11 protein-coding genes are annotated in these 12,701 nt (G+C 66.4%); 3 read left to right on the forward strand and 8 right to left on the reverse strand.

Annotated elements, in window-relative coordinates; translation table 11 throughout:
* Positions 1-73: 73 nt before the first annotated feature.
* Positions 74-1,216: a flavodoxin-dependent (E)-4-hydroxy-3-methylbut-2-enyl-diphosphate synthase gene (gene ispG, locus ACP15I_RS02170; RefSeq protein ID WP_424964603.1), complete on the forward strand. Its 1,143-nt coding sequence runs from the start codon at positions 74-76 to the stop codon at positions 1,214-1,216.
* A 3-nt stretch (positions 1,217-1,219) separates the two neighbouring features.
* Here ispG and ACP15I_RS02175 read toward each other — a convergent pair whose 3' ends face one another.
* The 8 genes from ACP15I_RS02175 to ACP15I_RS02210 form a co-directional block, all read right to left on the reverse strand.
* The gene (locus ACP15I_RS02175; RefSeq protein ID WP_424973716.1) at positions 1,220-2,335 is read right to left on the reverse strand and encodes a BamA/TamA family outer membrane protein; all 1,116 of its coding nucleotides are present in this window, start codon (positions 2,333-2,335) and stop codon (positions 1,220-1,222) included.
* 8 nt (positions 2,336-2,343) lie between these two features.
* Positions 2,344-3,105, reverse strand: a complete 762-nt coding sequence (locus ACP15I_RS02180; protein ID WP_424973717.1) for a hypothetical protein — start codon at positions 3,103-3,105, stop codon at positions 2,344-2,346.
* Positions 3,106-3,197: 92 nt separating this feature from the next.
* Positions 3,198-4,034, reverse strand: a complete 837-nt coding sequence (rsmA, locus tag ACP15I_RS02185) for a 16S rRNA (adenine(1518)-N(6)/adenine(1519)-N(6))-dimethyltransferase RsmA (protein WP_424964600.1) — start codon at positions 4,032-4,034, stop codon at positions 3,198-3,200.
* A 3-nt stretch (positions 4,035-4,037) separates the two neighbouring features.
* Positions 4,038-5,018 carry a 4-hydroxythreonine-4-phosphate dehydrogenase PdxA gene (gene pdxA / locus ACP15I_RS02190; protein ID WP_424973718.1) on the reverse strand — a complete coding sequence of 327 codons (981 nt, stop codon included), beginning with the start codon at positions 5,016-5,018 and terminating at the stop codon, positions 4,038-4,040.
* Positions 5,015-6,217 (reverse strand): peptidylprolyl isomerase, encoded by a 1,203-nt coding sequence (locus tag ACP15I_RS02195; protein WP_424973719.1) that lies wholly within the window; start codon positions 6,215-6,217, stop codon positions 5,015-5,017. The genes pdxA and ACP15I_RS02195 overlap by 4 nt, the downstream gene beginning before the upstream one ends.
* 14 nt (positions 6,218-6,231) lie before the next feature.
* On the reverse strand, positions 6,232-8,379 hold the full coding sequence (locus ACP15I_RS02200; RefSeq protein WP_424973720.1) for an LPS-assembly protein LptD: 2,148 nt from the start codon (positions 8,377-8,379) through the stop codon (positions 6,232-6,234).
* The gene (gene lptG / locus ACP15I_RS02205; protein WP_424973721.1) at positions 8,379-9,476 is read right to left on the reverse strand and encodes an LPS export ABC transporter permease LptG; all 1,098 of its coding nucleotides are present in this window, start codon (positions 9,474-9,476) and stop codon (positions 8,379-8,381) included. The genes ACP15I_RS02200 and lptG overlap by 1 nt, the downstream gene beginning before the upstream one ends.
* Complete coding sequence (locus ACP15I_RS02210; RefSeq protein ID WP_424973723.1) at positions 9,473-10,639, reverse strand: LptF/LptG family permease; 1,167 nt, start codon at positions 10,637-10,639, stop codon at positions 9,473-9,475. The genes lptG and ACP15I_RS02210 overlap by 4 nt, the downstream gene beginning before the upstream one ends.
* A gap of 122 nt (positions 10,640-10,761) precedes the next feature.
* On the opposite strand from ACP15I_RS02210, the gene ACP15I_RS02215 reads away from it, so the two are divergent.
* Both ACP15I_RS02215 and ACP15I_RS02220 read left to right on the forward strand, forming a co-directional pair.
* The gene (locus tag ACP15I_RS02215) at positions 10,762-12,231 is read left to right on the forward strand and encodes a leucyl aminopeptidase (RefSeq protein ID WP_424973724.1); all 1,470 of its coding nucleotides are present in this window, start codon (positions 10,762-10,764) and stop codon (positions 12,229-12,231) included.
* Positions 12,232-12,244: 13 nt separating this feature from the next.
* On the forward strand, positions 12,245-12,700 hold the full coding sequence (locus tag ACP15I_RS02220) for a DNA polymerase III subunit chi (RefSeq protein ID WP_424973725.1): 456 nt from the start codon (positions 12,245-12,247) through the stop codon (positions 12,698-12,700).
* Position 12,701: the final 1 nt, after the last annotated feature.

Here is a 12,701-nt window from a genome sequence, read left to right on the forward strand (position 1 = left end):
GACGCGCGCCCGTTGCCAGCGGGCGACTGTGTCCTTAAGTTGACACTGAACACTGTCTACCGGAAGCACTCCCATGTCGCTCAATGCCGTTCGTCCCTGGCGCAACATCTATCGGCGCAAGTCCCGTCAGATCCATGTGGGTAATGTGCCGGTGGGCGGGGATGCACCGATCGCGGTGCAGACCATGACGAACACGCTGACCACGGATATCCCGGGCACGATCGCCCAGGTGCAGGCCGCTGCCGAGGCGGGTGCGGATATCGTGCGCATCTCGGTGCCCGATCAGGACAGCTCCCGCGCGCTCAAAGAGATCGTGCGCGAAAGCCCGGTGCCCATCGTCGCGGATATCCACTTCCACTATAAGCGCGGTATCGAGGCGGCTGAGGCAGGCGCGGCCTGCCTGCGGATCAACCCGGGCAATATCGGCGACGAAAGCCGGGTCAAGGAGGTCATCAAGGCCGCGCGCGACCACAATTGTTCGATCCGGATCGGGGTGAATGCAGGCAGCCTGGAAAAGCACCTGCTGGACAAATACGCCGAGCCCTGTCCGGAGGCGATGGTCGAAAGCGGTCTCGATCACATCAAGATCCTGCAGGACAACGATTTTCACGAGTTCAAGATCTCCTGCAAGGCGTCGGACGTGTTCCTTTCGGCCGCCGCCTATCAGGCGCTGGCGGATGTGACGGACGCGCCCATCCATCTCGGCATCACCGAGGCCGGCGGGCTGGTTTCGGGCACGATCAAATCGGCCATCGGACTGGGCAACCTCCTTTGGATGGGGATTGGCGACACGATCCGCGTCAGCCTCTCGGCGGATCCGGTCGAAGAGGTCAAGGTCGGCTACGAAATCTTGAAGTCCCTCGGTTTGCGCCACCGCGGCGTGAACATCATCTCTTGCCCGTCCTGTGCACGGCAGGGCTTTGACGTCATCAAGACCGTCGAGGCGCTGGAGCATCGGCTGGAGCATATCAAGACGCCCATGAGCCTCTCGATCATCGGCTGCGTCGTGAATGGCCCGGGTGAGGCGTTGATGACGGATGTGGGCTTTACCGGCGGCGGTGCGGGTTCGGGCATGGTCTATCTCGCGGGCAAGACCAGCCACAAGATGTCGAACGAGCATATGATCGACCACATCGTGGAGCAGGTCGAGAAGAAGGCCGCCGAGCTTGAGGCACAGGCCGCCGAGGAGGCGCCGGCGACGGAGCCTGCCGAGTAACGCTCAGAAGCGCTGCCCGACATAGACATAGAGCAACCCGTCCCCGTCGCTGTTGCGCGACAGGTCGATGGCATAGTCGACAGGGAAGGAGTTCGACAGGCGGATGCGTGCGCCCAACCCGGCTGCACCGCGCAGCCCCGCGTCGAAGACGGAGCCCAGCCTTGATCCGCTGCCGCCGAGCCCGGCGAAGGCCACATAGCCCAAGCGCCCGACAAGCCGGCCCCGATACTCGATCTGTCCCGACATCAGGGCGCTGTCGATGAATTCCGTCGCGCCATAGCCCCGGAACGCGTCGGTCCCCCCGAGCGAGCAGGCATCGAAGAACGGCGCGTCCTCCGTGGCGCTGCAGCCAGTCACGGTCCAGGCCAGAACACCCCGGTCAAAGACCGGATGGTAGCCCGACAGGCTGCCCACGCCCTTCCAATAGTCGCGCCCCCGCGCGTTGAGCAGATGCCCGTAGCTCAGCTCGGCACGGGCCAACCGGCCTGCGGTCGGATAATCGGTATTGTCGCGCGTGTCCCAGTCGGTCGAGAAGCTGATCTTGGCCAATTCGAGCCTGGCATCCGGCTGCAGGCGCGGTGGCAGGATCGCGCCGTTCCCCGCGGCCAGATCCGAGCGCAGATAGCTGAGCCCGGCCCCGAGCGATACGGTATCGCTCAGGCTGCGCGCGAATTTCAGTTTCGCGCCCGTGCCGGTCTGGCGCACGGGCAGGGGGGTGCCATTGACGAAAAGATCGTAGTTCAGGCTCAGATCCCCGAGCAGCAATGTGCTCTGCCATCCGGTCAGCCCGAAGTTCAGATCCACGCCCAGCCCATAGCCTTCGCTGCCCTCTTCGGTGCGGAAATAGGCAAGTCCAAGGGTCGAGGTATCCGCCCCGAGCGTATCCTTGAACAGGTAGGCGCCGCCGACCGCCACGCCGGATCCGAGGACCGGGTTCCGAAAGGGCACTGGCGCGAGGATGAAGGACCCGCGCGAGAACCCGATCTTCTCGGTCGGGGTGGCATTGGCAGCCTCGGCTGGCTCTTCGAGCGCCACAGGCTGCGCCGCCCCCGGTTGGGGGCTCAGGGCCAGAAACAGGGCGCAAAGCCCCGCACGCAGTGCCATAGCTCGCGTCGTCATGTCGGGGCTCAGAACCGGGCGGTCAGCCCGACCACGGGGCCTGCTTGTTCCACATCCCAGATGAAGTCCCGGTTGGTCCGGTCCACGGATTGGTAGCGGATCCCCCCCACCAGCGCGACAGTCTCGGTGATGTCGTATCCTGCGCCGAGAAAGAGGTCGGTCATGGAATCCGAGCCCGTGCCAAAGCCGCCGAGATAGGCCCAGCCCGTCACGTAGCTCGAGGCGCCCAGCGGCATCCGCCCGCGCAGTCCGACCACCGGGTCCCACCAGCTGTCACTGCCGCGCGCGCGGACCTGTCCGGGATCGCCTGCGCCCAGGGTCAGTGTCGTCTCGACATTCCAGTAGCGCAGGCCCCCGGTCACCCAGAGCTCGACGCCATCGCCCTCATAGGCGAGATAGTCGAGCTGCGCGGTTGCGCTCTGGATCGTGGCATCGACCTTGGCGGCCACGACGCCCGCCCCGCCGACCGACCCCTCGGACCGCGTGCGCACATGTTGCAGATCCAGTTGCAGGGCCCAATCGCCCCTGCGGGCCTGACCAACCACCATGGCCGCGACTTCAAGATCTTCGAGGATATCGCTGAAGGACAGGTCCACCTCGGCCGGGGGCAGGCCCGGGATCACACCCGCATCCCCCTCAAGGCTCGCGCCCCAGAGATAGGGGGAGATCTGATAGCGCCACGTATCCGGCTCGGCGTCTTGCGCCACAGCGCTCAGCGGCAGCAATGCAACGAGGGTCGCGCGGGTCAGGATTGGGGCTGGGAAGGGCATCTTGGGGCTCCGGGTATTACGGGATTGCCGTTCAACCCTAAGATGTCCGTGCCGAGGACGCACGCAAAAAGGCCCAGGCTGATCACGAGGGCTCAGGCCAGGTGTCGGGCGAGCGCGCAGAATTCCTCGAGGCTGAGGGTTTCGGCCCGCCGCGTGGGGTCGATGCCAATCTGTGTCAACCGGGCCTCGATATCCGGTGCGAGACCCTTGAGGCTGGCGCGCAGCATCTTGCGCCGTTGGTTGAACGCCGCGGCGACGACCCGGCTCAGGACCGCCGGATCCGCCGGAAAGCGCGGTGCGGGCAAGGCCTTGAGGTGGACGACAGCGGAATGGACCTTGGGCGCGGGGATGAAGGCCTGCGGCGGCAGGGTCAGCGCGATGCGCGCCTCGGTCCGCCACTGGGCCAGGATCGCGAGGCGGCCATAGGCCTTACTGCCCGGCTGCGCGACGATCCGTTCGGCCACCTCGCGCTGGAACATCAAGGTCAGACTGTCCCAGAAAGGCGGCCAGTCCGGGGGCGTGAGCCAGCGCACCAGCAATTCCGTCCCGACATTATAGGGCAGGTTCGCCGCGATATGGATCGGCGGGCGCAGATGGCTGGTCGGATCCACCTCCAGCGCATCGCCATTTACCACCTCAAGCCGTCCGGGATAGGCGTCGGCGATCTCGGCCAGCGCCGGCAGGCACCGCGCATCCTTTTCGATGGCCAGCACCTTGCGCGCGCCCTCGGCCAGAAGCCCGCGGGTCAGACCGCCCGGTCCGGGCCCGACCTCGAGCACGTCTGCGCCGCTCAGATCACCCGGCACCCGGGCGATCCGCGCCGTGAGGTTGAGATCTAGCAGGAAATTCTGGCCGAGGGATTTCTTGGCCGAGAGCTGATGCGCCGCGATCACCTCGCGCAGGGGGGGCAGGTCGTCGATCCGGGCCATGGCTCAGCCTCGCCGCCGGGCCATGTCATCGGCCATGCGCAGGGCCGCGATCAAGCTGGTCGCATCGGCGCGCCCCTGTCCCGCGATGTCGAGCGCCGTGCCATGGTCGGGCGAGGTGCGGATGAAGGGCAGGCCGAGGGTGACATTGACCCCGCCCGCGAAATCGATGGTCTTGATCGGGATAAGGGCCTGATCGTGATACATGGCGATGGCCGCGTCATAGCCCGCCCGCGCGCCCGCATGGAACATCGTGTCCGCCGAGAGCGGTCCGCGCAGATCGTAGCCCCCCTCGCGCATCCGCGCGAGCAGGGGGATGATCCAGTCGAGCTCTTCGGAGCCCATCGCGCCGCCTTCGCCCGCATGGGGGTTGAGCCCGGCAATGGCAATCCGGGGGGCGGCAATGCCGAAATCCCGGCGCAACCCGTCGCGGGTGACGCGGATGACCTCCTCCAGCAGGGCGGGCGTCAGGGCCTCGGGCACCTGAGCGATCGCGATATGGATCGTGGCGGGCACCACGCGCAGCTCGGGACAGGCGAGCATCATGACCACGGGCACGTCACCGCCGAGATGGGCGAGAAACTCCGTATGGCCGGGAAAGGCGAACCCGGCCCCGTCCTGCAGGGCCTTCTTGTGGATCGGCGCGGTGCAAAGCGCCCGGGCCGCGCCGCTGCGGGTCAGGGCAACGCCCGTGGCGATTGCGTCGATCACGCCCTTGGCATGGGTGGGGTTCGGTCTGCCGAGGGTCAGGGGACCCTCATAGGGCTGCGCCAGAACCGGGAGGCCGCGCTGCGCGGCCAAGGCCGTTTCTGCAGGGTCGGTGATCGCGACGAGGGGGGTGTCTGGGGCGTGGGCCGCGACATGCTCTGGCGCGCCCAGAAGGCAAAAGGGCAGCTCCGCGCCCAGCTCAGCCCAGGCCTTGGCAGCAATTTCGGGGCCTACGCCTGCGGGTTCGCCACAGCTCAGCGCGATGGGGGCAAGGCTCATTTGATGGTGGCGTCGGCGCGCAGTTCTTCGAGGTAGTTCTCTGCGTAGGACGCAAGGCGGCGGTTCACGAGCTGCCGCTCGATGGTGCCTTCGGCATCCTCGGTCAGCGCCGTGGTGCGCGCGCAGAGCATGACATGGATCGGTCCGGTCGCCCCGAGGATCTCGGTCGTTTCCTGATTGTCCAGATCGGCGATCGCCACTGCCAGGTCGCGGGGAATATCCTCTGCGGCATAGACCGCGCGCTGCAGAACGCCTTCGGGCAGGTTGCGCGCCAGACCATAGAGGTCGTCACAGACGTCGATCTCGCGCGCCAGCTGCGCGCGCAACCGGGCGGCGGCTTCGGGATCCGTCGAAAGCGGCAGGGTCGCGATATCCGCGGCAATCGTGGGCTGGGTCTGCAGAGCGGTTTCCTGAAATCCGCGAACCTGAAACAGGGCCAGCGCCTGACCGCCCAGCGGAATGACGGGCGAGACTTCGCCCGGGGCCAGGGTCAGGATCGTCTGTGCCAGGGGCCCGGGCAGCTCTGCGAGGGCGATCCAATCGCGCAACCCGTTGGTGTTGCGCGACGGGGCTGCCGAAAACCGTTGGACCGCAGAAGTGAAATCGGCCTCAGTGCGGATGCGCTCCCGCAGGTCCTCGATGAAGCCTTCGGCCTCGATGCGCTGCTCGGGCGGGGCGGGGATGATGATCTCGGCCAGACGCACCCGGGCGCCGGATTGCGTTCCGGCCAGGGCAAGGGCGCGTTCGACCTCGGCGGGCGAGACCCGCGCCCGGGGCCCGAAGCGCTGCTGCACGAGGGCCCGCCAGAGCAGGCCGCTGCGCACGAAGTCGCGGAAGGTTTCGGGCGCCACCCCTTCGTCGTCCAGTGCGCGGATGAACTCTTCGGTGGTCAGGTTCGCGCGCCCGGCAAATTCGGCCAGGCCTTGCTCGATCTCATCGGGGCCTGCGGTCAGGCCCGCCGCGGCGGCCGCCTGGTTCTTGAGGCGATCCTCGATCAGGGCATTGCGGGCAAGGCTCGCCGGGTCCCCGGGCAGACGCAGCGCCCGGATGAATTTCTCGCGCTGGTCAAGCTCGAACCCGGTGATCGCGGTGCCATTGACGGTGATCACGGGCCCAAAGGTCTGGGCCATGCCCCCTCCGGTCAGGAAGGTGTAGAGCACGGCACAGGCGAGAAGCGGTCGCAGGTGTGGAAGTCGCATATCTGGAAGGTATCCTATCCCCGGCATCCCCGGCTGCGTTGTGCGCCGGACTGTCCGGCGCCGAAGCCGATCAGCGAGACCTTGATGCCAAAATCCGTGGTGGAGCGCAAATCCTCAACCGTGTCGAAATCCTGCGACAGGGACAAATCCACGCGAATGCACTCGTTCTGGTATTGCAGGGTCAGTTCGGCCTCGCGCGAGCTGGAGGCATCGAAGTCATAGCTGTATTCGAGCCCTCCTGCCCAGGTGTCGTTGAATTGTCGTCCCGCGGTGAGGACGACCTCATTGGTGTCCGACGGGCGGGATTCCGCCTCCGAAGCGCGCAGCCACGTATAGGTCAGCCCGAGCCGGCTACGCGGATCGCTCCATGCCAGGCGCAGGGCATTCTTGTTGATCGAGAAATCCGAGGCGAATTGCGCCCGGTTGATCAGTTGCAACCCACCGGGACTGTCGAGCTGCACGGTGGCGAGCCAGTCTGAGGCGCGCTCGGTATCCGAGGCCCCCGGCGCGAGCGCCGTATTCTGATTCTCGCGAAACACGCGCCCCACGGTCACGCCGCTGATCCAGCCGCTATTGTCGAACCGGGTCCAGGTGACACCGACATTGGCGCGCCAGCCGCTTTCGAGCTGGTCGCGCCCGGCAAAGCGGTTCAGGTCGAACAGGCTCGCCTCGTCGAACTCGGCCACGGTGCTGTCCTCGTTGGGCACGTCGTCGCCGTTCACTTCGGACCAGACCAGCTGCACCACAGGTTCGAGCACGCTATGCGAGGTCGCATCCGTGCGCGAGAAGGGCCAGCGCAGCTCGGCCGCCACGGTCGGGGTCACACGGGTCACCGTGTCGGGGAAGGCCTCGTCATGCCGGGTGTCGAACACGTCAAAGGCCAGCTCGCCTATCGCCGTGCCCACCATGCCGAGGTCGTTGGTCCAGCTCCGCCGCCAGTCGGTCACGAGGCTCAACCGCCGCGTATCGCGCCCGATTTCGTCCTCGTCGGATTCCCGTTGCAGCCCGAGAAAGCTGAGCGTGGTTTCGGAATAGCCGCCGATCACGGGCACATCATAGCGCCGCGTGTATTCGCCATCGAGAACGAAGCGGGGGATGGTCTCGTTATCCTCATCCGCGCGGAACGTGGTGAAATAGGACGCCGTCCCCCGTTGCAGGCTGTCGCGGCGCACACGCGAGACCTCGATCGTGCTGTCGATCCGGTCTTCATCATCAAAGCCGTAATCGCGGTAATACTGGTCGTCCGACACGGTCTCGAGGTCGAAATCCAGCACAAAGTCCCGCCCCAGATCAAAGGTGCCAACCAGCGTGGCATAGCCGCGATCGCCCTCTTCCAGCTCGTCGCGGGTCAGCGCCCCTGCAAAGGTCAGCTCGCCCCGCGCGAAGGCCTGACGGTAACGCACCCCGAGGGTGCGCGAGTTCCGCGTGGTGAGCTGCGGGCTGAGGGTGAGATCCTTGTCCGGCCCGAGCTCGATGAAGTACGGCACCTCGATCCCGACACCGAGCGCGCTGGTGGTGCGTGCCGAGGGAAAGAGAAAGCCCGTGGCCCGTTCCAGCGTTGGATCCGGCACGCGCATCTGCGGCAGGTAAAAGATCGGCACACCGGCGACCTCGAAGACGGCGTTCTCGAAATAGAGCTGACGCTCAAGCTCGTCATGGACGATGCGCTTGGCCCGGATCTGCCACAGGGGGACGGGGCGGTCGGCGCAGACCTCGCAACTGGAGGCGACCGAGCGGTAGAGCTGCGTATAGCGCCCGTTCACCCGCTGGATCTCGGAGGCGGCAATCTGCACCTGCTGGTCCAGCACAAGGCGCGCGCTGCGCAGGATGCCGTCGCGCAACGCGCCGTCGATTTCGGCCTCCGAGGCAAGCAGTACGAAGCCCGGACCGGAGCTGAGCTGGATCGGGCCGACCACCCGGAGGCTTTCGTCGCGCGTGTCATAGATGATCGTATCGGCGCGCAGCCGCCGCCCGTCATAGATCACCTCAACCGAGCCGCTGGCGGTGAGCACTCCGTTCGGATCCGCGGTGATCTGATCGGCCAGCAGGGTCGCGGGGGCAGGCGTCTCTTGCGCGGGCGCGCCCGTGCTCAGCAGGGCCAGACCGGCCACCCCCAGACATAGCCGCGCAAATGTCCCGGCGCGGGACAGGCCTCCGGGCATCAACCGTCCTCCTGATGCAACAGAAGCGCCAGCGCGAGGCAGATCCCGGCCAGGGGCGGAAACCACGCAGCGATCAGCACCGGGATCTTGCCAGTTTCACCGAGCACCAATGCGAAGCTTTTGAGGAAATACATCGAGAAGCCCAGAAGCACGGCAAAGAGCACCATCAGCCCGGTCCGTCCAAACCGGGTATGCCGCATGGTGAAGGCCGCGCCGATCAGCACCATCGAGATCAGGAACACCGGCGAGGCCAGCTCGGAATGGAGCCAGACCCGGTGGCTGAGCGCGGCGAAGCCCGCCGCCTCGAGCTGGGTGATGAAGGCGGGCAATTGCCAGATCGGGATGGCCGAGGGCTCGCCAAAGCTGTCGCGGATCTGGTTCAGGGTCAGGTCCGAGGGCAGCCGCATCCAGGCCTGCTCCACGGCAGAGGCCTCGGGATTGGTCCGCCCCGAAAGATCCCAGGTCTTGACGCCGGTCATGTCCCAGGCCCCGGGGACCAGCTCGGCCCGGGCGGCCGCGATCCGCTGTTTGGGTAGGGCAGCTCGGTCAAACCGCAGGAAGGTCACATCATAGAGCGCCGTGCCCCCCGGGCTGACCCCCGCGGCATGGATCACGATCTGCCCGTCCGGCGCGGCTTGACGCAGCCAGAGCCCGTTGCGGCTCAGGGAGAGGACGCTGGTCACCCGCCCGCGCACCGTATCCCGGGTCTCATCGGCAATGCGCGAGGTGGCGGCAACAATGGGGTTGATTGCGCTGATCCCGATCCCCCCGATCAGGGCCGCGACCAGCACGGGCGCGATCAGGCTGCGGATCGCCGAGCGTCCGGCGGCGCGGGTCACGATCAGCTCCGAGGTGCGGGCCATCTTGAGAAACAGCGTGATCGTGGCCAGCACCATGATCAGCGGGATGACCTCATAGATCGTGCCGGGCAGCTGCAACAGGGCGAGCCCGGTGGCCTCCTGAATGCCGAACTCATCGCTTGCGAGACTGCGCAGGGTTTCCACCATGTCGGTCATCCAGATCAGACCGGCAAAGATCGACAGCATGGACAGAAAGCTCACGGCGAAGCGGCGGGCGAAATACCATTGCAGGGTCATGTGGCCCCCTCCGCCGGATCGCGCCGTCGTCGCTTGAGCGGGTGATCTGCGAGGTAAAGCAACATACCCACCGCCGTGGCCGCAAACACCACCGGCGCATAGAGGATCGGCCAGGCCTCGTCGCTTTGCAGGGCGAGATCCTCGGCGAAATTGGCAAAGAGCTGGATCGCGACGATCAGCACGATCGCCCCTGCCACCTGTTGCCAGAAGCCAAAGCGGCTGAACCCGCCGACCAGCAATGCGGCAAAGCCCAGCACGGCAGTGCAGACCGCCAGGGCCGGGGTGGCAAAACGGCGATGGGCCTCGTGCAGGAACTCGGCCTTGGATTTGCGCACCAATTCCAGCGTTTCGGGCTCGGCGCGCAGCAGGCTGAGCGTGTCCCAGCCCCGCAGATCGCGCAGCACACGCTCTTCGGGCATTCTGGCCGTGCCGAGGCTGAGTGCGAAATCCTCGAAGTGCAGAATGCTCAGTGTCCCATCGGCGCGCAGGGATTGCGCGAGCCCGGAGATCATCACGAGCTGCGGACCCGTCTCGGCCTGCAGCAGCAGCGCCTGGTTCGCGGTATAGAGAACCTCGGTCGCCTCATCGCGTTGATCCGACAACAGAACCTTGGACAGCACGCCTTCATCGGTGATCTCGCTGACAAACACGGTCACGCCCTCCACCGGCGACTGAAACTTGCCCGGCTCCAGCAGGCGCGCGCCCACCGCATCGGCCAGTCGGTCCTCGAGATCGACAACGGTCACCCGGGCGAGCGGAACCAGCAGATGCGCCAGCAACAGCATCAGGGCGGCGGCCATCAGCCCGAGGTAGAAGGCCGGGCGCACGATCCGGAAGGCACTGATCCCCGCGGCCTGCAGCGCGACGGTCTCGCTGTCCGATCCCATGCGGTTGCCCGTGCTCACGGAGGCGGCAAAGGCCGAAAGCGGCAGCATCAGGTAGATCAGGTAGGGCAGGCTCAGCAGCGACAGCTGCGCAAAGAGCGCGAGGCTCTGGCCATCGCCGATCAGCCGGTCGAACAGCCGGATCGACCGGTTTATCCAATAGATCAACACGATGATCAGGGTGAAAAACCCGAAGGTGACCATCAGGCGGCCGAGGATATATCGGTCATAGCGGGCGAGCATGATCGGCGGTCGCGCGAGGCCTTCCAACAGGTTCACCGGCAGCCTAGATCATTCGGACCGCCGGGAAAAGCGCACAAGCCGCTCTGACGCGCCCATCGGCTGGTCATCGCGCCGCACCCGGTCTACGTATGGCGGGACATCATATCAAGAGAGAGCCCATGACCGAGCTTGTCCCCGTCTCCTTCGTCGAAACCGATCTCGATGCTCTGGCCGCCGAAACGGCCCGCATCGCGGTGTTTGTGCCCGCCGAAGGCACGCTCAACCCGGGCGCCAAACGGATCAACAAGCTTACCAAGGGCGCCTTGGCCCGCGCGGTCGAGAGCGAGGCTTTCGAGAAACTGAAATCCGGTGACAGCCTGACGCTTGGGTATCCTGCCGGCATGGCGACGGATCAGGTCATCATCGTCAAGCTCGCGCGCACGGCCAAGGGGCTGGAGGCGCGCAAGGCGGGCGCTGCGCTGGGCCCGAAGGTCGGCAAGGGCGGTCTGGCGATCTGGGCGGGCACGCAAGTGGCGGCGGAGGAAATCGCCTTCGGGGCCACCTTGCGGGTCTATACCTTCGATGCGCGCAAATCCAAGCAAGAGGGCGAGACAGGCGGCATCACGGTCATGGCCGCGAAACCGGCCGAGGTCGAAGCCGCCTATGCGGATCACCGGGCCGTGGCCGAAGGCGTGTTCTTCACCCGCGATCTGGTGAACGAGCCCGCCAATGTGCTGACCACCACCGAGTTCGCTGATCGGCTCATCGCGATGCAGGACCTCGGGCTCGAGGTTTCCGTGCTCGAAGAGGCCGAGATGGCCGAGCTTGGCATGGACGCGCTGCTCGGGGTTGGGCAGGGCTCGGAAAGCCCCTCGAAGATCGTCATCATGAAATGGATGGGCGGTGGCGACGAGGCCCCGTTTGCGCTGGTCGGCAAGGGCGTGGTCTTTGACACCGGGGGCATCTCGCTGAAACCGGCGGGCGGCATGGAAGACATGACCATGGATATGGGCGGCGCGGGCGTCGTGGCGGGCGTCATGCGCACGCTGGCCCTGCGCAAGGCCAAGGCCAATGTCGTGGGCCTCGTGGGCCTCGTCGAGAACATGCCCGACGGCAAGGCCCAGCGGCCCGGCGACGTGGTGACCTCGATGAAGGGCGACACGATCGAGGTGATCAACACCGATGCCGAGGGTCGGCTCGTTCTGGCCGATGTGCTGTGGTACACGCAAGAGACCTTCAACCCCACGGGCATGATCAACCTCGCGACCCTGACCGGGGCGATCATCATCGGGCTCGGCCATGAAAATGCCGGGGTGTTCTCAAATTCCGACGCGCTGAGCGGGGCCTTCATCAAGGCCGCCGGAGCCGAGGGGGAGGGCGCGTGGCGGATGCCCATGGGCCCGGCCTATGACAAGCTGATCAAGTCCCGCGTCGCGGATATCAAGAACACCGGCGGGCGTCCGGCGGGCTCGATCACAGCCGCGCAGTTCCTGGGCCGGTTCGTCAAGGACGAAACCCCCTGGTGCCATCTGGATATCGCGGGCACGGCCTCGGTCAAATCGGCGACCGACTACGCGCCCGCGGGTGCGACCGGCTGGGGCGTGCGCGCACTCGACCGGTTGATCCGCGACGACTACGAGCAGTCCTGATCGGTCCGGCACCATGGGCGCGGTCTATTTCTACCACATGACCCGGACGCCGCTCGACGCGACCTTGCCGGTGTTGTTGGAGAAATCCCTGGCCGCTGGTTGGCGCGTCGCCCTGCGCGGCAGCAACCAGGCGGGGCTGGAGCGGCTCGACGAGTTGCTCTGGCTCAAGCCCGAGGAGGGGTTCCTGCCCCATGGTCTCGCCGGGGGACCCCATGATGCGGACCAGCCCGTTTTGATGGGGATCGATCTGCCGGTGGCGGATCGGACCGCCCTGATCTGCGTGGAGGGCGCAAAACTTGACCCGGGCGAGGTGGGCGGGCTCGAACGGGCCTCGATCCTCTTTGACGGGGGCGATCCTGAGGCGGTGCAAGCCGCCCGCGCCCAGTGGCGCGAGGTCACCGGGGCGGGGCTTTCGGCGCAATACTGGAGCCAGGAAAGCGGCCGCTGGGAGAAGAAGGCCGAAGCCTGAC

Source organism: Dinoroseobacter sp. S124A, from assembly GCF_049801015.1.
Taxonomy (GTDB): Bacteria; Pseudomonadota; Alphaproteobacteria; order Rhodobacterales; family Rhodobacteraceae; genus Dinoroseobacter.

What these genes read in the sequence shown, in the direction of transcription:
- pdxA (WP_424973718.1), bottom strand. Translation starts at nt 5,018, where the DNA reads ATGAGCCTTGCCCCCATCGCGCTGAGCTGTGGCGAACCCGCAGGCGTA.
- ACP15I_RS02215 (WP_424973724.1), top strand. Translation starts at nt 10,762, where the DNA reads ATGACCGAGCTTGTCCCCGTCTCCTTCGTCGAAACCGATCTCGATGCT.
- ispG (WP_424964603.1), top strand. Translation starts at nt 74, where the DNA reads ATGTCGCTCAATGCCGTTCGTCCCTGGCGCAACATCTATCGGCGCAAG.
- rsmA (WP_424964600.1), bottom strand. Translation starts at nt 4,034, where the DNA reads ATGGCCCGGATCGACGACCTGCCCCCCCTGCGCGAGGTGATCGCGGCG.
- lptG (WP_424973721.1), bottom strand. Translation starts at nt 9,476, where the DNA reads ATGACCCTGCAATGGTATTTCGCCCGCCGCTTCGCCGTGAGCTTTCTG.
- ACP15I_RS02195 (WP_424973719.1), bottom strand. Translation starts at nt 6,217, where the DNA reads ATGCGACTTCCACACCTGCGACCGCTTCTCGCCTGTGCCGTGCTCTAC.
- ACP15I_RS02220 (WP_424973725.1), top strand. Translation starts at nt 12,245, where the DNA reads ATGGGCGCGGTCTATTTCTACCACATGACCCGGACGCCGCTCGACGCG.
- ACP15I_RS02180 (WP_424973717.1), bottom strand. Translation starts at nt 3,105, where the DNA reads ATGCCCTTCCCAGCCCCAATCCTGACCCGCGCGACCCTCGTTGCATTG.
- ACP15I_RS02200 (WP_424973720.1), bottom strand. Translation starts at nt 8,379, where the DNA reads ATGCCCGGAGGCCTGTCCCGCGCCGGGACATTTGCGCGGCTATGTCTG.
- ACP15I_RS02175 (WP_424973716.1), bottom strand. Translation starts at nt 2,335, where the DNA reads ATGACGACGCGAGCTATGGCACTGCGTGCGGGGCTTTGCGCCCTGTTT.